This is a genomic window from Bacillus sp. XF8 (assembly GCF_017498755.1).
Taxonomy (GTDB): Bacteria; Bacillota; Bacilli; order Bacillales; family Bacillaceae_G; genus Bacillus_A; species Bacillus_A bingmayongensis.
The window spans coordinates 114684-137949 of sequence record NZ_JAGDQK010000004.1 but is presented as its reverse complement, the minus strand read 5'-3'; the positions used below and the strand labels follow the sequence as shown (position 1 = coordinate 137949).

28 protein-coding genes and 1 riboswitch are annotated in these 23266 nt (G+C 35.9%); of the genes, 19 read left to right on the top strand and 9 right to left on the bottom strand.

Annotated elements, in window-relative coordinates; translation table 11 throughout:
* Positions 1 to 217: 217 nt before the first annotated feature.
* Positions 218 to 362: riboswitch (FMN riboswitch) on the bottom strand.
* Between the two features lie 281 nt (positions 363 to 643).
* Both crcB (J4P91_RS04950) and crcB (J4P91_RS04945) read left to right on the top strand, forming a co-directional pair.
* Entirely contained in the window at positions 644 to 1048 is a 405-nt protein-coding gene (gene crcB, locus J4P91_RS04950; RefSeq protein WP_207993109.1) for a fluoride efflux transporter CrcB, read from the top strand.
* Positions 1045 to 1398 (top strand): fluoride efflux transporter CrcB, encoded by a 354-nt coding sequence (gene crcB / locus J4P91_RS04945; RefSeq protein WP_207993108.1) that lies wholly within the window; start codon positions 1045 to 1047, stop codon positions 1396 to 1398. The genes crcB (J4P91_RS04950) and crcB (J4P91_RS04945) overlap by 4 nt, the downstream gene beginning before the upstream one ends.
* 192 nt (positions 1399 to 1590) lie before the next feature.
* On the opposite strand, the gene J4P91_RS04940 is transcribed toward crcB (J4P91_RS04945), so the two are convergent.
* A complete protein-coding gene (locus J4P91_RS04940) occupies positions 1591 to 1833 on the bottom strand; it encodes a CDGSH iron-sulfur domain-containing protein (protein ID WP_207993107.1) in 243 nt (80 codons plus the stop codon).
* Between the two features lie 103 nt (positions 1834 to 1936).
* On the opposite strand from J4P91_RS04940, the gene J4P91_RS04935 reads away from it, so the two are divergent.
* Positions 1937 to 2182, top strand: a complete 246-nt coding sequence (locus J4P91_RS04935) for a DUF2552 family protein (protein WP_017150981.1) — start codon at positions 1937 to 1939, stop codon at positions 2180 to 2182.
* 14 nt (positions 2183 to 2196) lie between these two features.
* On the opposite strand, the gene J4P91_RS04930 is transcribed toward J4P91_RS04935, so the two are convergent.
* Positions 2197 to 3120, bottom strand: coding sequence for an alpha/beta hydrolase (locus J4P91_RS04930; protein ID WP_207993106.1), 924 nt, complete (start codon positions 3118 to 3120; stop codon positions 2197 to 2199).
* 82 nt (positions 3121 to 3202) lie between these two features.
* Here J4P91_RS04930 and J4P91_RS04925 point away from each other — a divergent pair, with 82 nt between their 5' ends.
* Both J4P91_RS04925 and J4P91_RS04920 read left to right on the top strand, forming a co-directional pair.
* Positions 3203 to 3682 carry a GNAT family N-acetyltransferase gene (locus J4P91_RS04925; RefSeq protein ID WP_207993105.1) on the top strand — a complete coding sequence of 160 codons (480 nt, stop codon included), beginning with the start codon at positions 3203 to 3205 and terminating at the stop codon, positions 3680 to 3682.
* Between the two features lie 146 nt (positions 3683 to 3828).
* Positions 3829 to 4758 carry a LacI family DNA-binding transcriptional regulator gene (locus J4P91_RS04920; protein WP_207993104.1) on the top strand — a complete coding sequence of 310 codons (930 nt, stop codon included), beginning with the start codon at positions 3829 to 3831 and terminating at the stop codon, positions 4756 to 4758.
* 182 nt (positions 4759 to 4940) lie between these two features.
* On the opposite strand, the gene J4P91_RS04915 is transcribed toward J4P91_RS04920, so the two are convergent.
* A complete protein-coding gene (locus J4P91_RS04915) occupies positions 4941 to 6260 on the bottom strand; it encodes a Na+/H+ antiporter family protein (protein ID WP_207993103.1) in 1320 nt (439 codons plus the stop codon).
* A gap of 131 nt (positions 6261 to 6391) precedes the next feature.
* A complete protein-coding gene (locus J4P91_RS04910; protein ID WP_207993102.1) occupies positions 6392 to 7393 on the bottom strand; it encodes an alpha/beta fold hydrolase in 1002 nt (333 codons plus the stop codon).
* Positions 7394 to 7526: 133 nt separating this feature from the next.
* On the opposite strand from J4P91_RS04910, the gene J4P91_RS04905 reads away from it, so the two are divergent.
* The gene (locus J4P91_RS04905; protein WP_017150987.1) at positions 7527 to 8003 is read left to right on the top strand and encodes a ribbon-helix-helix domain-containing protein; all 477 of its coding nucleotides are present in this window, start codon (positions 7527 to 7529) and stop codon (positions 8001 to 8003) included.
* Positions 8004 to 8113: 110 nt separating this feature from the next.
* Here J4P91_RS04905 and J4P91_RS04900 read toward each other — a convergent pair whose 3' ends face one another.
* Positions 8114 to 8557 carry a ferritin-like domain-containing protein gene (locus J4P91_RS04900; protein WP_017150988.1) on the bottom strand — a complete coding sequence of 148 codons (444 nt, stop codon included), beginning with the start codon at positions 8555 to 8557 and terminating at the stop codon, positions 8114 to 8116.
* Between the two features lie 242 nt (positions 8558 to 8799).
* Positions 8800 to 10389 (bottom strand): bifunctional metallophosphatase/5'-nucleotidase, encoded by a 1590-nt coding sequence (locus J4P91_RS04895; RefSeq protein ID WP_207993101.1) that lies wholly within the window; start codon positions 10387 to 10389, stop codon positions 8800 to 8802.
* Positions 10390 to 10620: 231 nt separating this feature from the next.
* Here J4P91_RS04895 and J4P91_RS04890 point away from each other — a divergent pair, with 231 nt between their 5' ends.
* The 3 genes from J4P91_RS04890 (at position 10621) to J4P91_RS04880 (ending at position 12443) form a co-directional block, all read left to right on the top strand.
* Positions 10621 to 10872, top strand: a complete 252-nt coding sequence (locus tag J4P91_RS04890) for a YqkE family protein (protein ID WP_017150990.1) — start codon at positions 10621 to 10623, stop codon at positions 10870 to 10872.
* A 70-nt stretch (positions 10873 to 10942) separates the two neighbouring features.
* Positions 10943 to 11467 (top strand): GrpB family protein, encoded by a 525-nt coding sequence (locus tag J4P91_RS04885; RefSeq protein WP_207993100.1) that lies wholly within the window; start codon positions 10943 to 10945, stop codon positions 11465 to 11467.
* Positions 11468 to 11615: 148 nt separating this feature from the next.
* A complete protein-coding gene (locus tag J4P91_RS04880) occupies positions 11616 to 12443 on the top strand; it encodes an aldo/keto reductase (protein ID WP_017150992.1) in 828 nt (275 codons plus the stop codon).
* A gap of 29 nt (positions 12444 to 12472) precedes the next feature.
* On the opposite strand, the gene J4P91_RS04875 is transcribed toward J4P91_RS04880, so the two are convergent.
* Positions 12473 to 13387: an aldo/keto reductase gene (locus J4P91_RS04875; RefSeq protein ID WP_207993099.1), complete on the bottom strand. Its 915-nt coding sequence runs from the start codon at positions 13385 to 13387 to the stop codon at positions 12473 to 12475.
* Between the two features lie 53 nt (positions 13388 to 13440).
* Positions 13441 to 13569 carry a Z-ring formation inhibitor MciZ gene (gene mciZ, locus J4P91_RS04870; protein ID WP_017150994.1) on the bottom strand — a complete coding sequence of 43 codons (129 nt, stop codon included), beginning with the start codon at positions 13567 to 13569 and terminating at the stop codon, positions 13441 to 13443.
* A gap of 74 nt (positions 13570 to 13643) precedes the next feature.
* Here mciZ and J4P91_RS04865 point away from each other — a divergent pair, with 74 nt between their 5' ends.
* Complete coding sequence (locus J4P91_RS04865; RefSeq protein WP_207993098.1) at positions 13644 to 14183, top strand: NUDIX hydrolase; 540 nt, start codon at positions 13644 to 13646, stop codon at positions 14181 to 14183.
* 22 nt (positions 14184 to 14205) lie between these two features.
* Here J4P91_RS04865 and J4P91_RS04860 read toward each other — a convergent pair whose 3' ends face one another.
* The gene (locus J4P91_RS04860; protein ID WP_207993097.1) at positions 14206 to 14757 is read right to left on the bottom strand and encodes a GNAT family N-acetyltransferase; all 552 of its coding nucleotides are present in this window, start codon (positions 14755 to 14757) and stop codon (positions 14206 to 14208) included.
* A gap of 124 nt (positions 14758 to 14881) precedes the next feature.
* On the opposite strand from J4P91_RS04860, the gene spoIIM reads away from it, so the two are divergent.
* The 9 genes from spoIIM (at position 14882) to corA (ending at position 23260) form a co-directional block, all read left to right on the top strand.
* Complete coding sequence (gene spoIIM / locus J4P91_RS04855; protein WP_017150997.1) at positions 14882 to 15529, top strand: stage II sporulation protein M; 648 nt, start codon at positions 14882 to 14884, stop codon at positions 15527 to 15529.
* Positions 15530 to 15636: 107 nt separating this feature from the next.
* Positions 15637 to 16092 (top strand): ferric iron uptake transcriptional regulator, encoded by a 456-nt coding sequence (gene fur, locus J4P91_RS04850; protein ID WP_017150998.1) that lies wholly within the window; start codon positions 15637 to 15639, stop codon positions 16090 to 16092.
* Positions 16093 to 16196: 104 nt separating this feature from the next.
* Entirely contained in the window at positions 16197 to 16427 is a 231-nt protein-coding gene (locus tag J4P91_RS04845) for a YqzK family protein (protein WP_017150999.1), read from the top strand.
* A 6-nt stretch (positions 16428 to 16433) separates the two neighbouring features.
* Entirely contained in the window at positions 16434 to 17324 is an 891-nt protein-coding gene (gene xerD, locus J4P91_RS04840; RefSeq protein WP_017151000.1) for a site-specific tyrosine recombinase XerD, read from the top strand.
* Between the two features lie 484 nt (positions 17325 to 17808).
* Positions 17809 to 18537 carry a FixH family protein gene (locus J4P91_RS04835; protein ID WP_207993096.1) on the top strand — a complete coding sequence of 243 codons (729 nt, stop codon included), beginning with the start codon at positions 17809 to 17811 and terminating at the stop codon, positions 18535 to 18537.
* Positions 18538 to 18904: 367 nt separating this feature from the next.
* Positions 18905 to 20089, top strand: coding sequence for a phosphopentomutase (gene deoB / locus J4P91_RS04830; RefSeq protein WP_017151003.1), 1185 nt, complete (start codon positions 18905 to 18907; stop codon positions 20087 to 20089).
* A 13-nt stretch (positions 20090 to 20102) separates the two neighbouring features.
* A complete protein-coding gene (locus tag J4P91_RS04825; RefSeq protein WP_017151004.1) occupies positions 20103 to 20924 on the top strand; it encodes a purine-nucleoside phosphorylase in 822 nt (273 codons plus the stop codon).
* Positions 20925 to 20931: 7 nt separating this feature from the next.
* Complete coding sequence (locus J4P91_RS04820; RefSeq protein ID WP_207993095.1) at positions 20932 to 22236, top strand: pyrimidine-nucleoside phosphorylase; 1305 nt, start codon at positions 20932 to 20934, stop codon at positions 22234 to 22236.
* 61 nt (positions 22237 to 22297) lie between these two features.
* Positions 22298 to 23260, top strand: a complete 963-nt coding sequence (corA, locus tag J4P91_RS04815; RefSeq protein ID WP_207993094.1) for a magnesium/cobalt transporter CorA — start codon at positions 22298 to 22300, stop codon at positions 23258 to 23260.
* The last annotated feature ends 6 nt before the right edge of the window (positions 23261 to 23266 follow it).

Genomic DNA, 23266 nt, shown 5'->3' with positions numbered 1-23266 from the left:
ATACGAAAGTATAAGAAAGAAACCTAACGATGATTGATATTTTTGCACGAGAAAAAAACCTAGCAAACTATCAATTTTTTCATACGCTAGTCGTATCTTTTTATTTCAGCATAGAAAGATAGGTATATGAAAGAAAACATATACAGTCATTCAAAATGAATCAGTAAAAATGTGTATGCCAAAATAAAAGTGTATTCGCTATATAAGCACTAGAAAACATATCCTTCTCCCATCCAGACTATACTGTCGGCCCTAGAATCTCACTAGATCCACCGTTTTCAAGCTTGAAAACGGGTCACGGACTTAGAAGTGTGCACTTCATCACCGCCGGTTGGGAATTTCACCCGACCCCGAAGGATGCTGTTTGCTCACATTATAGCACAAAAAAGAAAAAAGGATAGTAAAAAGTATTCGAATGTGAAGAATTGTATGAAAATGAAGGAGAGGAATTAGTTTTGTTATACTATATAAATACAAATTGAAAAACAGATAGAAAACCTTTTCCTTTTAGGTGGAGAGAGCGTCTGATCATGGATAGAGGCGGTCTACTTTTGTTTTCATAGCCGCGGTTTAAATGTTGGAAGATCAAAAAGGATATATAGTATGAGAAAGATTTCAGTATATACATAAATGAGGTGGAAATATGAAATATATTGCAGTAGGAATCGGTGGTATTGTTGGAGCTTTAGCGCGGTATGGATTAGGACAATGGATTGGTACTCCTTCAGTCGATTCTTTTCCGCTCGCAACATGGTTAGCGAATATGATTGGTAGTTTTTTATTGGTATTTTTAACGATGTATTTGTTTCGGATGAAACATGTTTCACAGGCGGTAATGAGTAGTGTTGGAACAGGGATGATTGGTTCTTTTACTACTTTTTCAACATTTAGCGTAGAGACGTTGAAATTCATGCAGCATGAAGCATTTTTTATGGCATTTTATTATGTGAGTACAAGTATAGTTGGAGGATTGCTCTTATCTTTATTTGGATTTTATCTTGGAAATGCATTATATGAAAAAAGCATGAAGAAAGAAGGGGCACTATGAATATTTTACTTATAGGGATTGGCGGCTTTTTCGGAGCAATTGCTAGATTCTCTATTAGTAATGCGATGAAAGAAAAGTACGGAAGTTTATTTCCATATGGCACATTATTTGTAAATATAGTAGGTTCATTCTTACTAGGTTTATTATATGGAGCTGATGTGAGTAGTACATGGCTATTATTATGCGGAACAGGATTTATGGGAGCATTTACTACTTTTTCAACATGTAAGCTTGAAATTGTTCAATTGTTACATAAGCGAGAAGGGCAAAAGGCGATATTGTATTTAATAATGAGTTACATGCTAGGCATTTTCGCGGCGTTTTTTGGGTTTTATATAGGACGTATATAAAGTGAAACTTTAATCAGTGGGGGGGCTTCATCCCCCACTGATTATTAGCCCTCACCAATCGGGCTTTTACGGGCAGCCCGCCCCCCCACCTAACTTCTTTACTTTCGCTGAATTTTGAGGTGGGGGTCTTACTGCCCGCAAATAGCGGGATAAAAAAGCACACACAAGTCATTGTGCGTGCTCCTTATAGCATTATTCTCCCTTTGGTGCTCGAACGACAGATTCAAATTTTCCTTTATGCGAAGCGTCGCAATAAGGCATATTTTTTGATAAACCGCAGCGACATAAAGAAAATGCAGGTTTTGCAGGAAAAACATTCCCTTGTGAGTCGATTAATTCCACATCCCCTGTAATGCGAAATGAACCATTATCATTCACTTTAATTTGAACTTTTGCCAACGTTATTCCTCCTTCCCAAACGCTTATGTTCATCATATAATTACAGGAAGCACTTGACAATAAAAAACAGTACTTTGTATGTAGAGGAAGAGAGTGTTATAATAACGTTTATAATTGAAATACAGTAAGGTGAAGAAACATGAATAAACAATTACGTACACTACAAAATATTGCAAATGAGCGCACTTGGGCATCGTTTTTAAATGATAATCATCCATATAGTTTACTTCATTGGTCGATTGCAGGTGTGGGACAAGAACCAAAAGATGTGTGGCTACTTCAAGACGAAGTGACATTTCAAACGACAGAATTTCAAACGCTTGATGAGGCGGTAACATGGATTTCTGAAAATATGGAACAAGTTACAGATGTGCTAGCGCAATAACATGAAAAACAGGCTTATGCAAGCCTGTTTTTTGTTTCTTTCACATATGTTTTTAAGAATTGATCAATGGCAGCTTCATACTCTTGTTTGTTTTCGTTATAAGAGCAAGCGTGTGCCCCGTGTTCCGCAATAAAGAGTTGTTTATTATTTTCTTTTGCTTCATACAGGGCTTTTGTCATATCACATAAAATATAGTCATCGTCTTTACTATGAATAAAAAGGACTGGATTATTTATGTTTTTAACACAATCGAGCGGAGAAACTTCACGTATTGTATAACCGTCCCGTACTTTTAAAAAGGCGTTTGCTAATGGTAGTAGCGGCCATTTTGGTAAATGGAATTCGACTTTTAAGCGATGTTGTAGCTGGCCGTAAAAGTCAGAGAATGGACAATCCGCAATATAAAAATCAGCGCCGTCTTCTACCATTCCTGCATATTGAAGGAGTGTCGCAGCTCCCATCGATTCTCCATGAATGCCAAGTGTAATATTTGTTCCAAAACGGTCTTTTAGCCAATCAACTACCGTCTTTAAATCATATTTTTCGTAATAGCCATAACTTGTCGTTTTACCACCTGTTTTACCATGGCGACGGTGATCATAAATAAATACGTTATATCCTCTGTTTAAAAATAAATTTGCATATTTGACAGAGTTTATTTTATTTACTGTTACACCGTGGCAAAAAATCATAAACTTATTAGAGTTGCCTGCAGAAATGTAATAGCCGTGAATGTCATATTTAAATTGAGATGGAATACGAACCTCTTCTTTTGGAATGACGTTAAAATCTTCTAAGCGAAAATGCTTTTTCGTTTCACGCTCTAAAATTTCTTCTTCTGTTTTTTTCTTTAAGTACATTACTCTATTGGTAAAGAAAATACCGATACCAATTAATGCTCCTAGTATGGTTAGCAATGCTGTAAAAAAACGTTTCATACCTTACCTCATCCTCCAAATATCTCTACATATGATACACTTATATTGTATCATAATGATGTGAAAAGGGAGATAGTCGGACATGATTCAAATACAAAAAATTACAGTGGAAATGAGAGAAACAATTGCGCTGTTTATGCGTGAAAATTGGGGAAGCACACTGATGGTTTCACGTGGAAGGGCACACCATTTAGATCAATTACCGGGTTTTGTTGCAACTGAAGATAACAGAATAGTAGGAATTATTACATATGAAATGAAAGAAAATAACTGTGAGATTGTTTCATTAGATAGCCTTAAGGAGAAAAAGGGAATTGGAACGAAACTTGTAGAGTGTATAATTGATATTGCAAAAAAACAATGTTGTAAAAAGGTATGGCTAATTACAACAAATGATAATACGAATGCACTTCGCTTCTATCAGAAACGTGGCTTTATGATGACCAATTTATATACGGATGCGGTCAAAGAAGCGAGGAAGATAAAGCGAGAAATTCCGCTTATTGGATATGATAACATCGCGATTTTACATGAAATTCAACTAGAAAAACTGAATATATAAAACCAATCTTTACATATGTAAAAGATGAAAAGGTAATAAATATTTTCTGTAACAATTTTCAGAAATATAAAACAATAACCTTGACGAATGATTTACTTTGTTTTAGGTTTAAATTGTAAGCTATTACCATATTAAGGGGTGACGATGTGGCAACCATACGTGATGTTGCAAAATTGGCCGGTGTTTCAGTCGCAACCGTTTCACGAGTTATTAATGAAAAAGGGTATGTTCATGAGGATACAGTAAAACAAGTAAAACTGGCAATTGAAGAGTTACAGTATAAACCAAATGCCGTAGCAAAGGCGTTATTTAAAAAATCTTCGACAATGATTGCTATATTAGTATCAAATTTAGAAGATCCATCCTATATAACATTGCTTCGTTCAGTAGAAGAGACTGCATATAAAGAGGGATATCAAATTGTTATTTGTAATATAGAAAATAAGAGTGGTTATATAGATATACTGATGCAAAATAATATTGCTGGTGTTATTATGACGAACGACATATTCAAGCGCATGGAGAATATTCCTATTCCATTTGTCGTATTTGATGAAGCCGACGCACTTTCTACATATTACGAAAGTGCTAGAAAGGCAGTTGTTTTACTAAAAGAAAAAGGTTGTCATTTTCTTGCTTATATGGGGGAAGAGACAGAAGATGAGGCAATGGAAGAACATGTATCTGGATTTTTAGATGCAGTTTGGGAAGAGGGTCTTGCTTATCGAGAAGAAAGAATAGAAGGAACTGAAGAAAAACAGGTCATTGAATTATTACGAAAGTATCCATATATTGACGGTATTGTGGCTTCTAGTGATGCTGTTGCAATTGCAGTCGTTCGTGCAGCAAGTTGTCTTGGTATTCGTATACCTGAGCATTTGCAAGTAATTGGTTTTAAGGGAAGTTTACAAGGAGAATGGGTTACGCCATCTTTAACAACGATTGGAAGTCCTTTCGAAAAACAAGGAGTAGTAGCTGTACAAAGATTGGTAGGAAAAATAAAAAAGAAACAAGTAAAACTTGAGGAAGTGCAGCAAGAAGAGTTTCTATTAATTGAACGAGAATCGACAAAGTAAAAGGTGCGTCCAATAAACGCACCTTTTTTTATCCCACTATTTGTGGGCAGTAAGACCCCCGCCTCAAAATTCATCAAAAACAAAGAAGTTAGGCGGGGGACGGGCTACCCGTAAAAGCCCGATTGTTGAGAGCTAATAAGCATTGGGGGATGAAGAAAATCCACAATGATTAAAGTTTCACTTTATAATGTTATGGCAGCAATAAAGCCGAATATAAGTAACGGAATATTGTAGTGAAGAAAAGTTGGGACACATGTATCCCATATATGATGATGCCTGCCATCTGCATTTAAACCTGAGGTAGGTCCTAGCGTACTATCGGATGCTGGAGAACCAGCATCACCTAATGCACCAGCTGTACCGATAATGGCAATGGTTGCCATCGGGCTAAAGCCAAGCTGGATACATAACGGAACGAAGATTGTTGTTAAAATCGGAATGGTGGAAAAGGAAGAACCGATTCCCATTGTAACGAGCAGACCGATAATAAGCATAAGAAATGCAGCAAGTGGCTTACTGTTTCCAATTAGATCAGCACTTGTTTGAACAAGTGATTCAACATGTCCTGTTTTCCGAAGAACTGCTCCGAAACCAGCTGCAGAAATCATAACGAAACCGATAAATGACATCATGCGCATACCGCTTGTTAAAATTGCATCAGCTTCTTTTAGTGGAAGACTACCACTAATGGATAATACAATAATCCCTGCCAATGCACCAAAAATCATTGATTCTGTTGCTAATTGCACACTTAATGTTGCGATAATAGATAACAATCCGAACGTAATGCTTCTTTTAGTGTAAGGAGCTATTTCATCAGATGGAGCATGAATCGGTTCGGTGTGATATGTACGTGGTTTACGATACGTAATAAAAACAGCGATACATAGCCCAATAATCATTCCTATTGCTGGAATTGTCATTGCTTTTGGAATGAGCGCTACATCAAATGTAAGTCCGCTTTGCTGTGCATTTGTTTGTAATACGTCATGATAAATTTTTCCGAATCCAGCTGGAACCCACATGTAAGGAGTAATTAATCCGAATGTAATAAGACATGTGACAAGCCTACGGTCTACTTTCAGCTCATTTAGTACTTTTAAAAGCGCTGGAATTAGGATAGGGATAAAAGCAATATGAACCGGGATAACATTTTGTGAAAAACAAGCCATTGCCAAAATGATAAATAAAATGAGTATTTTTGAATAGGTTTGCTTTTGTGTGTCCTTTTCGTTATCAACTAAATTCAGTGCAGTATGAATCATAGCGTCGGGAAGACCTGTTTTGGAAAGAGAAATAGCAAATCCTCCGAGCATGGCATAACTTAAAGCGATTGGAGCACTGTTTCCAAGACCTGTGGTAAAAGTATTGATTGTTTCTGAAATTCCAAGTCCGCCAATTAGTCCACCTGTTAAGGCACCGACGATAATTGCGACAATGACTTGGACACGTAATAAACTAAGCAGTAACATCACTGCTACTGCGACGAGTACAGCATTCATAATAAATGTAATCTCCCTGATCTTTTTCTGTTTTTGCAACTTATCTTATATAGATATATATACGAACTGAGTAAAGTTGCGACATGTAATTATAAAATGTTTTCTATGAAATGTAAAAGGTATAACGACTGTTACCTATGCTGAAAAGATAACTCTTGTTTGATAGAGCATATAGATTTTGCAAACAGTTCAGGTTCTTCTAAATTTGGTGAATGAGCAGAGTTTGGGAACCAAATCATTTTCTTGATGGGTGCTTGAATCGTATCACAATATTGTTGAACGAGTGCATAGGGTGTTTGATAGTCGAAACGACCAGAGCAGAAATAAACAGGTACGGAAAGTTTTGAAATTGTAGAAAAGAAATCTATTGTGAGCATTTCCTCCCATAATGACCCAGATTTCATATTTCCTGCGAGAAATCTCACCCAATCTAGCCATGTATATTCTGAAGAAAATAATCCTTTTCGAATGAAAGAAAAAGAAGTTCCATTTTGAACTGCTCCTCCAAATGTACCAAGCCACTTTCTTTGAATAATAAGACGCCGCATATCTAGAAAAGGAGGTTTTCCAAGCTTTGTTAAAGAGGTCAATGCACGCTCGTGTCCATGTTTTTTTGCAGAGTGAATTAAATGTTGGTAGAGCAATTCTTCGTTTTGTTTCATATGTACAATCTGACCTATACCAATATAAGCTTCGATATAGTCTGGATATTTATTTGCAATTTGTAAACCGATAATACTTCCCCAAGAATGTCCAGCGAGAAATAGTTTCTGTTTTTTGAAGCGAAAAAGAAGGTATTTTATTACTTCAAGTGCATCTGAAACAAATTGTTCAATTGTGAAGGGTACTTTTATATCCCGCCAAGAAAAGGATTTTCCTGACCCTCTTTGATCCCAATTGACAACAATAAAGTGTTTTTCTAAGTCTTTTTGAAAATGGCGAATGAATCCGATTTGTGCCATACCAGGGCCGCCGTGACAGCATAATAAAATAGGTTGATTTACGTCTTGACCACGAATAAGGAGAGATTGTTTACGACTGTTAATCGTAACGCTTTCTATCGTAGCGACGCTATTTGAAATTGGATTCTTTAATTCGTTGTAAAATTTTGGAGTGTAGCTACGAAAAAGCATATAAAAAACCTCCTTTTCTCTAATGGTATGTATCGCACGGATGTACTATTTTGCATATACTGTTAAGAAATTATTGTATCATAACATGTAGGCTATATTTCAACTATGAGAGCTCAGAGAGAAGGGGAAGAAAGTGACAGTTGGAGAAATTATAGATCGCTTAAACAAACGTGAACCGCTTGCTATTATTGCCAAACGCCTCGACATGAGCCCATATGCATTGTCAAAAAAGTTAAGGGTGCTTGGATATGAATACGATGGCGAACAGAAGAGACGAATATTCATTGGAGAGGGAGAAGAACCGCGTCATTTATATCTTCAAGAAGCTACTGCACTTCAATATGTAAAAACAGATTATCAGGTTTTGATTTATGAACAGTTGCAAAATATTTATGAATTGTTACGAAAAAGAGAAGGGTGTATTCTGTCAACAGCAAAGAATAGTACAGAAAAAAAGAAACGTACTTTTTCAATATGTGCAGAAGTTTCGGAACGTTTAGATAACATATCTGTTACAAAAGGAATTCATAAATCTCGAATTGTAGAAGAAGCGTTAAAAGAATTTTTACAAAGATACGAAGTGAGCGATGACTCGTATCCAGATAAATAAAAGAAAGGATACAATGTTTGATATAAGGGCATGTATCCTTTTGCTTATAGCTAGTATGAACGATAATAAGGATTAACAAGGTGTTAGGATAAACCTCGATTGATTTCATCTTATCCTTTTACTTTAAAAAAATAATATAGAAACCAAACGGCGTGATTTTGCTCATCTGCTGCCGCTCTACGAAATACCTCTTTAGTATATTGATTTGTGGTATCATCTGCAATTTCTAAGTAAAAATCAACTGTTCGTTGCTCATCTTGTAGCGCGAATTCTAATCCATTTACATAAGAGTCCGGACATTGTTCATTGATTGTTGGCTGAGGTTGTCTACCGGTTAAACTAATATAAATCTGTACAAATTGCTGGAAATGTTTTATTTCGTCTTGTCGGATTTCGAGTATTTGATTGCGCTCATTACCTTGTGGAGCTAAATTAGCTAATTTAGCATAGCAATTTATTGCACTATACTCTCCATTAATTGCTTTTTCAATATCGCGAATTAGCTTTTCGTTTTGTCTGTATACCAAATTGTAATCATTTGAATAAGAATACATATGTTTACCTCCTAGTTTCTGCTCGTATATCCTACGAGAAATCCAGATACTGAGTGCATATCCTTTAAAATGTGATTTAGGATAAAGTGGATTTTTATTGCATGTCCTTACGCCATAGAAACTAATAAAAAACCCCGTATTTTAATGGAATACAGGGTTTTTATCATAAGATTAATTTTAAAAAAATCATAATTTAATAATATAATTTCTCTCTTTTTTTATAAGTTTATTTAAAAAGAAAGTTAATTAACTCTTTGAATTCGCCCATCAATAATAGGTTGAATCGGCTCTTTTACTTGTTTTACATAATCCACTAACGCTTCAAAATCATTTGGTCCTGTTTCCGCATCTTTTCCATTTTTAAAGGAGACAAATCCATCACCGCCTGAAGCTAGAAAGGCATTTGCAACGACGCTGTAAGTTTTAGAGGCAACAAGTTCTTCTCCATTTGTTAAGTGGATATTTGTAACTTTTTCACCATCGGGTTTATTTGCATCCCAAGTGTACTGGATACCTGAGATTTGAAGCATTCTTGTTATGTCTTTTTGCCATTGTTGATTTAAAATATCACGAATATCTTGACCTGTTAAATTAACTTTGATTAATTGATTTCCGAATGGTTGAATGCCATATAATTCTCCCCATGTAATATCACCAGCATCTAAGTCATTGCGAATGCCACCAGGATTCATGAGAGCAATTTGCGTGTTCATGGTCGCACGCTGAGCGTCTGCAACTAAATTTCCAAGAGTGGATTCACCAGCGGCATTTTGTTTACGATCTATTGGAGCGGTAGATTTTCCAACAACTTGATTTACAAGAGGAGCAATTTTTTCTTGATACTGATCCATTTTCTTTTTCACTTTTTGGTCGGGCTTTATTCCTTCATGGTAGGTTGTAACAACTTCTGCTTTTTTGTAGGCAATATCTTTTGTTTTACGATCAATCTTTACATCAACATCAGCGAAAGCCATTCCATAGGAATTTGCTTGTACGACAAGTTTGTTATTAACGGTTCCATTTACATAAGTGTGACTATGACCACCGAAAATGACATCGACTTCTGGGTCAGTATCATTTGCTAAGCGCACGATGTCGCCATTTGTTACGCCGTTATCATCTGTTGTACCTCCATTATGTGCAAGAACAACGATAGATTTAACACCTAGTTTTTTTAGTTGTTTTACGGACGTGTTAATTGCTTCAACTTCATCTGTAATTTGTACATTTTTTAGCATAGTAGGCATAACAACGTTAGGAACATCTGTTGTTACAACACCGATAAAACCGATAGGAACCCCTTGTACCATTTTTACAGTAAATGGTGGTAGAAATAAGCGTCCAGTTGATTTATTGTAGAAATTTGCAGCAACGTAAGGGAATTTTGCTCCTTTGAAATTCCCTGTTTTTTCATGGTATCCACCATAAATGAGACGATGCATTTCATCAATTCCTTCGTCAAATTCATGATTTCCAATGGTTCCAACATCAAATCCTAAATCATTTAAAATTTCAATTGTTGGTTCGTCTTGTAGTAGTGCTGAAACTGGAGGACTTGCTCCGACAATATCACCAGCATGAACCATTAGTGTATTCGGATTTTGCTTTTCACGATCACGTAAATAAGCAGCTAAGTACTCGGCTCCCCCTGCTTCTTTGTTGTTAATTTTCTTTACAGTGTCTAATTGCCCATGAAGATCGTTAATGCCAAGCATCTGTACGTCTATGTAGCGATTTTTTTCTGTGGGCGCTTGAGATGGAGGTGCAGCAAATACACTTGAAAAAGTAATTGTACTTAATGCTAGGGCAACCGGAATGATTTTTTTCCACATACGTTTTCTCTCCCTTTTTATAATCTGACATCATACGACATAATTTTAATAGATTGAGAGAGTTATTGCTATAAAAATTCTATTTATTATAAAAATTAATAACATTTTATCTTTCTCTTAACATCTTTACAAAATATACATAATATAAAAATCAAAAGTGAATGGTCCGTTTTTATTGTCGAGAGGGAGTCATTTCCCCTATAATGGAGAAAAAAGTAAAAGGTGAGCAGTATGAAGAAAAAGAAACAAAGACAAACGCAAATGAATCAGACAGATAAGGAATCCATTACAATTGGTGATCAATTAAATGCGTCATTAATGGATCAATTGAAAAGTAAGAAGAAAGAATTACAAGTAAGAGCGGAGCAAAAAGAAATAGAAGAGCAAGAAAGAAAGCGTAAAGAGCAAAAGGAACGCGAAAAGAATAAATCATTTGAAGAACTGTTAAGTGAAAGTAATCTCACTTGGAAAGACTTTAAATAATGTAAAAAAATCATCAGTGGAATTGCCCTGATGATTTTTTTTACGATTTGATGAGAGAAGGGGAAATGGGATGAGAAAAATAGTAGTAGTGCCATATGAAAATCATTGGGTTGAGAAATTTCAAATAGAAGCAAAACGTTTAAAGGAAGCGATGTCAGAACCTGTGAAAGTACACCATATTGGTAGCACATCAGTACCGGGACTCGCAGCAAAGCCAATTGTTGATATGATTATGGAAGTAGAGGATATTGAGAGAGTAGACAATTGGAATGAGCGTTTTGAAAAACTTGGTTATATTGTAAAAGGTGAAAATGGCATTTCGGGTCGTCGATTTTTTATTCATGGAACGGAAGAAAAACGTTCTTATCATTTACATGTGTTTGAAACAGGAAATCCGGAAATTACACGTCATTTAGCGTTTCGTGATTATATGATGGAGCATTGTGAAGAGGCGGAAGCTTATGCGTCATTAAAGAAAGACTTGGCAGAAAAATTCACATATGATGGAGAACAATATACAGAAGGAAAGAATGATTTTGTGCGTGGTATTGATGAGAAAGCAAAAGAATGGTTAGAAAATAACGTGAGCGACTAAGCACACGTTATTTTTATAAAATTATTATGTAAACTGTATATATTTTTTGACTTTTTTCGTAAATCTTGTTCAAATAAAGTGGTGGTTATAAAAATATGATGGCACCTGCTAGAAAATTTGCAGGAGAGAAGAAGGAGGAGCAACGATCATGTATATTCCAACAACTACACTTCATAATGGCGTGAAAATGCCGATGCTTGGTTTAGGTGTATATAAAGCAAAAGAGGGAGAAGAAGTAAAGCAAGCAGTAAAAACAGCTTTAGAAGTTGGATATCGCTCTATTGATACAGCGACTGTATATGAAAATGAAAGCGGTGTCGGAGAAGCGATTCGTGAATCAGGGATCGCACGTGAAGAATTATTTATTACGACAAAAGTATGGAATGACGATCAAGGATATGAAACGACACTTCAAGCGTTTGAGAAAAGTCTAAAGAAATTACAAATGGATTATGTGGATTTATATTTAATACACTGGCCAATAAGAGGGAAATACATAGATACATATCGCGCTCTTGAGAAATTATATGAAGAAGGAAAAGTGCGTGCAATTGGCGTTTCGAATTTTCATCAGCACCATTTAGAACAGCTCCTGCCAAATTGTAATGTGAAGCCGATGGTGAACCAAGTAGAACTTCATCCGATGCTTGCACAATTTGAATTACGTGATTTTTGTCAAAATGAACAAATTCAAATGGAAGCATGGAGCCCACTAATGAGAGGCGGCGAAGTATTTCAACATCCAATTATTCAAGAAATTGCTAGAAAATATGAAAAAACGCCTGCTCAAATTATTTTACGCTGGGATATTCAAAGTGGTATTGTAACAATCCCTAAATCTGTTACACCATCTCGCATTCAAGAGAACTTTACGATTTTTGATTTTTCATTAACAGAAGAAGAAATCAAGCAAATTGATACGCTGGATCGTAATTTGCATGTAGGTACAAATCCTGATAAATACGATACGTTGTAAAAAAACGCTACCGAAAATGGTAGCGTTTTTTAACGGTGTAATGCGTATGTAGTATATTTAACAGCTGATTGAATTTGTTTATATTCTTCAGTTGTTAACGGAGATTGATTGTTAGCTTGTACATTTTCTCGTAGTTGCCGGGTGGAGCTAGCACCAGGAATAACAGCTGCAACAACTGGGTCATGCAAACAATATTGAAGAGCTGTTTCAGTTAACGAACGCGCCTTTGTAATTTCTTTTACAGTAGCTAATGTGTTTGTTAACTCGTCATGAGAATAAGAAAGATAGTCTTTTTCTTTCACTTTTTCTATCTTTCTTTCATTGTTGTCAGTTAATAATCCTTTTGCGAGTGGTCCGCGAGCAATCACGCTGACTTGATTGTCTCGTAAGAATGAAAACCATTCTTCTGGCCGGCGATTTAATAGACTGTATTCCATTAATACGCTGACAATGTTAGAACGTTTTGCATATTCACGAATAACATTTGGACGGATAGAAGAGATACCGTAATGACGAATCGCACCTTCTTGTTTTAATTCTTCAAATGCTTCGATTGTTTCATCGATAGGATCTTCTATTGTCCCGCCGTGTAGTTGATATAAATCAATATAATCTGTTTGCAGGCGGCGTAAACTTTCTTTTACCTCTGCTTTTATATAAGATTTAGAAGGGTCCCAAGACCAACCATTTTTTTCTTCTGTCCAGCGATTTCCTACTTTCGTTGTAAGAACAATTTGATCGCGTTTTCCTTTAAGAGCTTTTCCAACAAATTCTTCATTTAATCCATAATTGTATAAGTCTGCCGTATCAAAAAAATTAATTCCTAAATCCATTGCTTCATGGATGATGCGGATCGCCTCATGTTCATCGATGCCAAGAGACATACAACCGAGTCCCATTTCAGTAACATATAAATCCGAGTTTCCTAATTGTCGTTTTTTCATCGGTCAACCTCCTTACTTATATTGTACGAAAGCAGAAGAAGGTTGACAAACGTTTACTTTTTGCTTGCGGTAATCCAGTCTTGCACAGTTGCGTACTCTTTTCCATATTGTTTTAGTTTATTACGAATTTGCCAAGCCTTTCCGACCAATGTGATGCGATTCGGTAAAATATATACTTTCATTTTTATCACGCTCCTTTCAGTGTGGTAAAATGTATGAAGAACGATTAGGAAATAGAATAGGGAGATGAAATATTGTGAGTAATCTTGCAGAGAGAACGGTTGCAACTGAACCAATTTTTGATGGGAAAGTTATTAAAGTTCGTGTTGATGAAGTAGTATTGCCAAATGGAGAAGTGAGTAAACGTGAAATTGTAAATCATCCTGGTGCGGTTGCTATTATCGCCGTTACAGATGAAGAGAAAATCGTGCTTGTTGAGCAGTACCGTAAAGCATTAGAAAAAGAGATTGTCGAAATTCCTGCTGGAAAATTAGAGCCTGGGGAAAAGCCAGAGATAACAGCGATTCGTGAATTAGAAGAAGAAACAGGATATGTATGTAACAAAATGGAATTCATCACATCATTTTATACATCACCAGGTTTTGCCGATGAGATTTTATATGTATACAAAGCAACAGGATTAAAGAAAAAAGAAAATAAAGCAGCTTTAGATGAGGATGAATTTGTGGAATTGATGGAAGTTTCATTAGAAGAAGCAGTTGAACTGATGAAAAATCAACGTATCCATGATGCAAAGACGATGTTCGCTGTGCAATATTTGCAATTACAAAAATAAACACTCGCCTAAGGCGAGTGTTTTAATTAATTTTTGCATATACGCGTGTGTCACGTAAACTGCCATCTGGAGCAAGAAGATCGTTTTCTAGTGTACCTTCTAAAATAAATTCAAGACGTTCTGCTAAAGCACATGCATTTACATTTGTAGCATCACAGCGAATTTCAAGTCGTTTAGCACCAAGCTTATCAAAAGCAAACTGGACAGCGCCTTTAACTGCTTCTGTCATATAACCTTGTTTTGTATAAGCGCTATGTAACCAGAAACGAAGTGAAAACTTTGGAATATCCCAGTTTTCTGGATGAAGGGTAAGAGCTCCAATAAATGTACCAGATATTTTATCGTATAAGTGAAAAGCTAATGTTTCACGAAGTAAAAATTGTCCGTGAGCTTCTCGAACTGTTTCCTCAGCACTTTCTTCTGTTTCAGATGTAATGGATATCCAAGGCTGTAAATCTTCTAAAGAAGCTTGAACTGCTTCATATACTTCTGTTCCATCTCCTGGAAATGGTTTGCGTACTTGCAGGCGCTCAGTTTGAAATAATGTTGGAAAATCTAATAATAATGGTTTCAAGCAAAATCCCTCCTATTCTCTACTTTTAAGTTTAGCAAAGTAGAGCGGAATTTCAATGTTAATTCGTCATACTTTTTTCTTTCTTTCATACATTTTAGTAAGAGTGTGAACGGAGGGAAGAAAAATGTTACGAAAAACTTGGCAAAATCGTATAATTTCTCATATACAAGAGAATTCTTCGCTTTATATATTTAATTCTGTTTTGTTGTTGATGGGTGTGGTGTTTGGTGCCATTCTTGTAAATAGCCTAGAGGTGAATCAAAAACAAGACCTATCTTTTTATTTGAGTCGATTTTTTGGACAAGTTTCCAAAGGAGAATTTGCAATTGCGAGTGACATGTTTCGAGAAAGTTACTTTTCGCAATTAAAATATATTGGATTTATTTGGCTATTAGGTATTTCAATTATTGGATTGCCACTTATTTTTATTTTATTATTTTTAAAAGGAGTGGTTGTTGGATTTACAGTAGGTTTTTTAGTTAGTCAGCACGGATGGAATGGACTGTTGTTAGCATTTGTATCTGTGTTGCCACAAAATTTAATTATTATTCCAACGTTTCTTGTAATGACGACAATTGCTGCAAGTTTTTCTTTACGTATGATTAGGCATCAATTTATTCGGAAAATTACCGAGCCACTACTACCGTTATTAATCCGCTACACTTGCTTCTTTCTTGTTATTGGCGTTGTATTAGCAATTTCTTCTAGCATTGAAGCATATGCGTCACCAGTGTTAATGAAAGAAGTCGTGGGAATTATCAATAAAAAATAAATACTACATGAGAATAATTATCAACTTATTTTGATTGTTTTTTCTTTTGACAGAAGCCCTTCTTCTGATATAATGGTGTAAGAGTGGCGAGGAGGGAGTAGTACCGAATGGAAGAGAGAATTGAACGAATTAAGAAGCAATTGCATGCAGCGAGCTATAAGTTAACACCACAACGTGAAGCAACGGTTCGTGTGCTGCTAGAAAATGAAGAAGATCATTTAAGCGCAGAAGATGTTTACCTCCTTGTAAAAGAAAAGTCGCCAGAGATCGGACTAGCAACCGTCTATCGAACTTTAGAGTTATTATCTGAGTTAAAAGTTGTTGATAAAATTAACTTCGGAGACGGTGTTTCACGCTATGACTTACGTCAAGAAGGTGCACAGCGTTTCCATCATCATTTAATTTGTACACAATGCGGTGCTGTACAAGAAATTCAAGAGGATTTACTTGGTGAAGTGGAGAAAAAAGTAGAACGAGATTGGAGCTTTAAGGTAAAAGACCATCGTTTAACTTTCCATGGGATTTGTAAAAATTGTCAAGAAAATGAAACGAATGAAAAATAACCTTTTCCTATTTAGCTAGGAAGAGGTTTTTTATTTAAGTTTAGGTATAAATCGCAGAAAGCTTGGCATATGTTGTAATAACATATATTTTGGAGGAGTTTACAATGCGCCGAGCTTTAAGATTAACTTTTGATGGGATGAAAGTATTTTTATTATTTACAGGTTGTACGATTTTGTTTTATTTCGCTATACTATGGATAAATGAAGAATATGAAAGTTATCATCGTTATGAAAAACCAAAAGAAGAGACAGTAGAAAAAGTATCAGGGAATGAGGAACCAGCAAAAGATGCTTTTGTAAATAGAATAATTTTTTTCTATGAAAATGGGGAGTAGTGTAGATTGGAAGATCAATTAAAAGATTTTATTCATTATATGATTGTTGAAAAAGGCTTAGCGAAAAATACAGTTGTATCCTATGAGCGTGATTTAAAAAGTTATGTGAAGTATTTACAAAATGTCGAGCAAATAAAAACATTTCATGAAGTGACAAGGATGCACATTGTGAATTTTTTGCAGTATTTAAAAGAGAATGGAAAATCATCAAAAACTTTGGCACGCCACATTGCTTCTATTCGTTCGTTTCATCAGTTTTTACTTCGTGAACGAGTGGTAGAACATGATCCATCTGTACATATTGAAACACCTCAAGGCGAGCGGAAATTACCGAAAGTATTGTCAGTGAGTGAAGTAGAGGCATTGCTTCAAACGCCCAAAGCGACAAGTGCATTCGGTATTCGTGATAAGGCTATGCTAGAGTTATTGTATGCAACAGGGCTCCGTGTTTCCGAATTAATTGCACTAAATTTAGAGGATGTTCATTTGACAATGGGATTTGTTCGCTGCATCGGAAAAGGGAATAAAGAAAGAATTATCCCATTAGGGAGTTTAGCGACAGAAGCGATTCAACGTTATATTGAAAAGGGCAGAAGAGAACTGATGGGAAAAAAAACAGTCGATGCACTTTTTTTGAATCATCATGGTAATCGATTGTCTCGTCAAGGTTTTTGGAAGATTTTAAAACGGCTAGCAAAAGAAGCGAATATAGAAAAAGAGCTTACGCCGCATACATTACGCCATTCGTTTGCGACTCATTTATTAGAAAATGGAGCGGATTTGCGTGCTGTACAAGAAATGCTTGGGCATGCAGATATTTCAACAACGCAAATTTATACGCACGTTTCAAAAACTAGATTAAAAGATGTATATAAACAGTTTCACCCGAGAGCATAGTGATTATGCTCTTTTTATTTTATCCAGCTATTTGTGGGCGGCAGGACTTCCACCTTAAGATTCAGAGAGAAGCAAGGAAGATAGGTGGGGGGAGAACTGCCTGTAAAAGTTTAATTGATGAGAGCTTTCCATCTGTTGCTTAGTCTATATAGATCTATTTTTATTTTCAAACAGATAAGTCGCTGCTATGAAAATAAAAGGAGGTCTCCACTTGTTTTCTCCTTTTGTTTTAACTTGGCATGGGGCAGGAAGAGGGTCTGACCGCTCTCTCCCATCTAAAAGGAAAGGTTTTATGTAGGTTTTTCACTTTGGATTTATAAAGTTGGCTAACAAATCTAGTAATTATAGAATGTATATTGAAAATGAAAAGGGTAAGTGCTTCACAAAAACTTCACAAACATTTCGTACATTGTTTTCAGCAGAGGACTGGAATATGAACTGGTATATCCTCTATACTAAATAAAGTATAAAGGAGGAAATCATAATGAAAAAAATTGTAATCACTTTATTTATCGCGATGCTAGCATTAGCTGGTTGTAATACAAAGAAAGATGAGCCTGCGAAAAAAGAGAAACTTGAAGAAGTGAAAGTAGCGGTTCAAACAAATCCGAAAGAAATTAAGCCAAATGAAAAAACAGAAGTACAGGCGCTTGTTACACAAGGGAAGGAAAAAGTAACGGACGCTGACGATGTGAAGTTTGAAATTTGGAAAGATGGCGAAGAAAAACATGAAATGTTAGACGGTAAGCATAAAGGAAAAGGTGTTTATGCTGTAGAGAAAACATTCCCATCTGATGGTGTGTACCATGTTATTGCACATACAAATGCACATGAAATGCATGTTATGCCAGAAGTAAAAGTAGCTGTGGGAAATGCAAAAGTTGAGGATGCAAAGAAAGAAAATGGCGGTCATGGCGATCACAAAAGCGATACAATGATTCACCTTATGGCTGATGATGTAAAAGTAAATGCTGAATCAACAATGAAAGTACATTTAAAACAAAAAGAAGAAGCATTAACTGGTGCTGAAGTACAGCTTGAGGTTTGGAAAGATGGCGTTGAAAAGCATGAATTTATTCCAGCAAAAGAAGGGAATAAAGGCGAGTATGTCAGCAAACATACGTTTAAAGAAACTGGTGCTTATAAAGTGAAGGTTCATGTGAGAAAAGGTGAGCTCCACGAACATAAAGAAGAAACAGTAGAAGTCAAATAAGCAGCAACTCTTTGGAGTTGCTTTTTTATTTTGATATTTTGAAATAAGTCATAATTTTATTAGCGCTTCGTAGCGGAATGGATTACAATAGAAAGTGTGAGGAAAATAAGAATTTCTACGAAAATGTATTAAAAAGAAAGCGCAAACATGTTATGATATTAATATGAGATGTCTGACATCTGACTTAGAAAAAACAGGAAACTTGTTACTTTATGTGAAAGTACCATGAAGTAGGTTGGAGAATGACGAAAAAGAAGTGCTTTTTGTTAGTGGGAAATAAAGAGAATTCTCACTGATAACAGTTTCACTTTACAGCGTTTTGAACATACTACAAGAAGTAGAACTGAACATATAGGAGGTTGCAGTTATGAATAAATATAAACGTATTTTCCTAGTCGTAATGGACTCTGTAGGAATCGGAGAAGCACCGGATGCTGAAAAATTTGGTGATGTAGGTTCTGATACAATCGGCCATATTGCTGAACATATGAATGGATTACAAATGCCAAACATGGTGAAATTAGGCCTTGGTAATATTCGTGAAATGAAAGGGATTTCTAAAGTAGAAAAACCACTAGGTTATTATACAAAAATGCAAGAAAAATCTACTGGTAAAGATACAATGACAGGACACTGGGAAATCATGGGTCTTTACATTGATACGCCATTCCAAGTATTCCCAGAAGGTTTTCCGAAAGAATTGCTTGATGAGTTAGAAGAAAAGACAGGACGAAAAATTATCGGTAATAAACCAGCTTCAGGAACTGAAATTCTTGATGAACTTGGTAAAGAGCAAATGGAAACAGGATCTCTAATCGTGTACACATCAGCTGATAGCGTATTACAAATCGCAGCTCATGAAGAAGTTGTACCGCTTGAAGAACTCTACAAAATTTGTAAAATTGCGCGTGAGTTAACGTTAGATGAGAAATATATGGTAGGTCGCGTGATTGCTCGTCCATTCGTTGGAGAGCCTGGAAACTTCACACGTACACCAAACCGTCATGACTATGCATTAAAACCATTTGGACGTACAGTAATGAACGAATTAAAAGATAGCGATTATGATGTAATTGCAATCGGTAAAATCTCTGATATATATGATGGAGAAGGGGTAACAGAATCACTTCGTACAAAGTCTAATATGGACGGAATGGACAAGCTTATTGATACATTAAATATGGACTTTACAGGTTTAAGTTTCTTAAATCTTGTTGACTTTGATGCACTATTTGGTCATCGCCGCGATCCTCAAGGATATGGAGAAGCATTGCAAGAATATGATGCACGTCTTCCAGAAGTATTTGAAAAACTACAAGAAGATGACTTGCTTATTATTACAGCAGATCATGGTAATGATCCAATTCACCATGGTACTGACCATACACGTGAATATGTACCATTATTAGCATATAGCCCAAGCATGAAAGACGGCGGAGAAGAATTAGAACTTCGTCAAACATTTGCTGATATTGGTGCAACAGTAGCAGAAAACTTCGGTGTAACAATGCCAAAATACGGAACAAGTTTCTTAAACGACTTAAAGAAATAAGGAGGACAATATAATGAATCGTGAACTTATTACAAAATCAGCATCATACTTAAAAGAGAAATTCCAAGAAACACCACAAGTAGGACTTATCCTTGGGTCTGGACTAGGTGTATTAGCAGATGAAATCGAAAATGCAGTAACAGTACCATATAGTGAAATTCCTGAATTTCCGGTGTCAACTGTAGAAGGGCATGCTGGTCAACTTGTATTTGGTACACTCCAAGGTGTAACAGTAGTTGCGATGCAAGGACGTTTCCATTTCTACGAAGGATATGACATGCAAAAAGTAACATTCCCAGTTCGTGTTATGAAAGAACTAGGTGTAGAAACAGTTGTTGTAACAAACGCAGCTGGTGGTGTTAATACATCGTTTGAACCAGGAGATCTTATGTTAATCTCAGACCATATTAACTTCATGGGTACGAACCCATTAATCGGACCAAATGATTCTGAAATGGGCGTACGTTTCCCTGATATGTCTACATCATATACTAAAGAGCTTCGCGAAATGGCGAAACAAGTTGCAGCAGATTTAAACATTAAAGTACAAGAAGGTGTATACGTTGGAATGACAGGTCCTGTATACGAAACACCTGCTGAAATTCGTATGCTTCGTACACTTGGCGGAGATGCAGTTGGAATGTCAACTGTACCGGAAGTGATCGTAGCACGTCACGCTGGTATGAAAGTACTTGGTATTTCTTGTATTTCCAATATGGCAGCTGGTATTTTAGATCAACCACTTCATCATGATGAAGTAATTGAAACGACAGAGCGTGTTAAAACTAATTTCTTAGCATTAGTAAAAGCAATCGTAAAACAAATGAAGGGGTGAGTTCACAATGAGAATGGTGGACCTAATTGCAAAAAAACGTGATGGACATGCATTAACGACAGAAGAAGTGAACTTTATTGTAGAAGGCTATACAGATGGTGATATTCCAGATTATCAAATGAGCTCACTTGCAATGGCGATTTTCTTCCAAGATATGAATGAACAAGAGCGTGCTGATTTAACGATGGCAATGGTGAATAGCGGCGATACAATTGACTTATCAGCGATTGAAGGGGTAAAAGTAGATAAGCATTCAACAGGCGGTGTTGGTGATACAACTACGCTTGTGTTAGGTCCGTTAGTAGCGGCTTTAGATGTACCAGTTGCCAAAATGTCTGGCCGTGGCTTAGGGCATACAGGTGGTACAATTGATAAATTAGAAGCAGTACCAGGATTCCATGTGGAAATTGAAAATGACGAATTTATTCGTCTTGTAAATGAAAATAAAATTGCTGTTATTGGGCAAAGCGGAAACTTAACACCTGCTGATAAAAAGTTATATGCACTTCGCGATGTAACTGCGACAGTAAACTCTATCCCACTTATTGCAAGCTCTATTATGAGTAAAAAAATTGCTGCAGGTGCAGATGCAATTGTGCTTGATGTAAAAACAGGTGCAGGTGCATTTATGAAAACAGATGAAGATGCAAAACGTTTAGCAGAAGCAATGGTGCGTATCGGTAATAAGGTTGATCGTAAAACGATGGCAGTTATTTCAGATATGAGCCAACCTCTTGGTGAAGCAATCGGAAACGCATTAGAGGTAAAAGAAGCAATCGATACATTGCAAGGTAAAGGACCAAAAGACTTAGAAGAACTATGTTTAACACTTGGAAGTCAAATGGTATACCTTGCTGGAAAAGCTTCTTCTTTAGAAGATGCGCGTGAGAAGTTAATTGAAGTAATGAACAATGGAAAAGCGTTAGAAGCATTTAAAACGTTCTTAGCAGCGCAAGGTGGGGATGCTTCTGTTGTTGATGATCCTTCTAAGCTTCCGCAAGCACAATATAAAATTGAAGTAGAAGCGAAAGAAGATGGATATGTATCTGAAATTGTTGCAGATGAAATTGGAACAGCAGCAATGCTTTTAGGCGCGGGACGTGCAACGAAAGAATCTGAAATTGATTTAGCAGTTGGACTTATGCTTCGTAAAAAAGTAGGCGATAGTGTGAAAAAAGGTGACTCACTTGTTACAATTTACGCAAACCGCGAAAATGTAGAAGATGTAAAAGCAAAAATTTATGAGAACATGAAAATTATGAAAGACCATGTTGATGCACCGAAATTAGTGCATGGCATTGTAATGAAATAAACAAAAAAAGCTAAGGAGCCTTCTCCTTGGCTTTTTTTGTTGTTTTTTGTTTATAATAATAATGGGTGAAATTATGATTAGAATTTGCGCAGTAACGAAAGAAGATGAAGTATTATATGATGTTTCATTAGAAGAAACAAAGAGAGAAGATATTGTATGGTATTGGCTTGATTTATATAAGCCAACAAAAGAAGAGTATACATACATTTTACAAGATCATTTTAAGTTCCATCCCCTTGCAATTGAAGATTGTGTAGAGTATGTACAGAGGCCAAAAGTTGATTTCTATGATGGATATAACTTTTTAGTTCTCCATGCATTTGGAGAAGATGGATTAGAGCCGCATGAGATTGATTTATTTGTTGGTGATCGTTATATTGTCTCTTTCCATTTCTCACATAATAATGCGATTGAAAGAGTGTGGAAAACGCTAGGTGAGAGGAAACGTATCAAGAAAAGTCCTCTGCATGTAGCACATACAATCATTGACCAAATTGTTGATGATTATTTTGCACCTGTTTACTATATCGAAGATCATTTAAATGCAATTGATGATAATTTAACAGGGGATACAGCTGGGACTGTACTAGAAGAAGTATTCGATATTCGTGCGGACCTATCTAAGCTTAGACGTACGATTATACCGATGCGTGACCTCTTGTATCGTATTTTAAATTCAACTCGGTTTTACGGTGTAAGCGATCATGAAATATATTTTAAAGATATTCATGATCATTTGCTAAAGCTTTCAGAAATGATTGAAGCAAGTCGAGAATTAACAGCAGATATTCGGGATAGTTATTTTTCATTGAACTCTCATCATATGAACAATATTATGAAAACATTAACGGTTTTTTCGACCATTTTCATGCCATTAACATTTATTGCTGGTGTATATGGAATGAACTTCGATAATATGCCAGAATTAAAGTGGGAGTATGGTTATTTTATTTGTTTAGCAGTTATGGCCTTTATAGGTGGAGGCATGATGGTTTGGTTTTATAAAAAAGGATGGTTTAAATAAAAAAAT

Coding starts and splice junctions, on each gene's coding strand:
- J4P91_RS04835 (WP_207993096.1), top strand. CDS start 17,809: ATGAAAAAAATTGTAATCACTTTATTTATCGCGATGCTAGCATTAGCT.
- J4P91_RS04910 (WP_207993102.1), bottom strand. CDS start 7,393: ATGCTTTTTCGTAGCTACACTCCAAAATTTTACAACGAATTAAAGAAT.
- J4P91_RS04820 (WP_207993095.1), top strand. CDS start 20,932: ATGAGAATGGTGGACCTAATTGCAAAAAAACGTGATGGACATGCATTA.
- corA (WP_207993094.1), top strand. CDS start 22,298: ATGGGTGAAATTATGATTAGAATTTGCGCAGTAACGAAAGAAGATGAA.
- J4P91_RS04930 (WP_207993106.1), bottom strand. CDS start 3,120: ATGAAACGTTTTTTTACAGCATTGCTAACCATACTAGGAGCATTAATT.
- J4P91_RS04895 (WP_207993101.1), bottom strand. CDS start 10,389: ATGTGGAAAAAAATCATTCCGGTTGCCCTAGCATTAAGTACAATTACT.
- J4P91_RS04845 (WP_017150999.1), top strand. CDS start 16,197: ATGCGCCGAGCTTTAAGATTAACTTTTGATGGGATGAAAGTATTTTTA.
- J4P91_RS04925 (WP_207993105.1), top strand. CDS start 3,203: ATGATTCAAATACAAAAAATTACAGTGGAAATGAGAGAAACAATTGCG.
- crcB (WP_207993108.1), top strand. CDS start 1,045: ATGAATATTTTACTTATAGGGATTGGCGGCTTTTTCGGAGCAATTGCT.
- J4P91_RS04935 (WP_017150981.1), top strand. CDS start 1,937: ATGAATAAACAATTACGTACACTACAAAATATTGCAAATGAGCGCACT.
- spoIIM (WP_017150997.1), top strand. CDS start 14,882: ATGTTACGAAAAACTTGGCAAAATCGTATAATTTCTCATATACAAGAG.
- fur (WP_017150998.1), top strand. CDS start 15,637: ATGGAAGAGAGAATTGAACGAATTAAGAAGCAATTGCATGCAGCGAGC.
- J4P91_RS04890 (WP_017150990.1), top strand. CDS start 10,621: ATGAAGAAAAAGAAACAAAGACAAACGCAAATGAATCAGACAGATAAG.
- J4P91_RS04875 (WP_207993099.1), bottom strand. CDS start 13,387: ATGAAAAAACGACAATTAGGAAACTCGGATTTATATGTTACTGAAATG.
- J4P91_RS04940 (WP_207993107.1), bottom strand. CDS start 1,833: ATGATGAACATAAGCGTTTGGGAAGGAGGAATAACGTTGGCAAAAGTT.
- J4P91_RS04900 (WP_017150988.1), bottom strand. CDS start 8,557: ATGTATTCTTATTCAAATGATTACAATTTGGTATACAGACAAAACGAA.
- deoB (WP_017151003.1), top strand. CDS start 18,905: ATGAATAAATATAAACGTATTTTCCTAGTCGTAATGGACTCTGTAGGA.
- J4P91_RS04880 (WP_017150992.1), top strand. CDS start 11,616: ATGTATATTCCAACAACTACACTTCATAATGGCGTGAAAATGCCGATG.
- J4P91_RS04915 (WP_207993103.1), bottom strand. CDS start 6,260: ATGAATGCTGTACTCGTCGCAGTAGCAGTGATGTTACTGCTTAGTTTA.
- J4P91_RS04825 (WP_017151004.1), top strand. CDS start 20,103: ATGAATCGTGAACTTATTACAAAATCAGCATCATACTTAAAAGAGAAA.
- crcB (WP_207993109.1), top strand. CDS start 644: ATGAAATATATTGCAGTAGGAATCGGTGGTATTGTTGGAGCTTTAGCG.
- J4P91_RS04885 (WP_207993100.1), top strand. CDS start 10,943: ATGAGAAAAATAGTAGTAGTGCCATATGAAAATCATTGGGTTGAGAAA.
- mciZ (WP_017150994.1), bottom strand. CDS start 13,569: ATGAAAGTATATATTTTACCGAATCGCATCACATTGGTCGGAAAGGCT.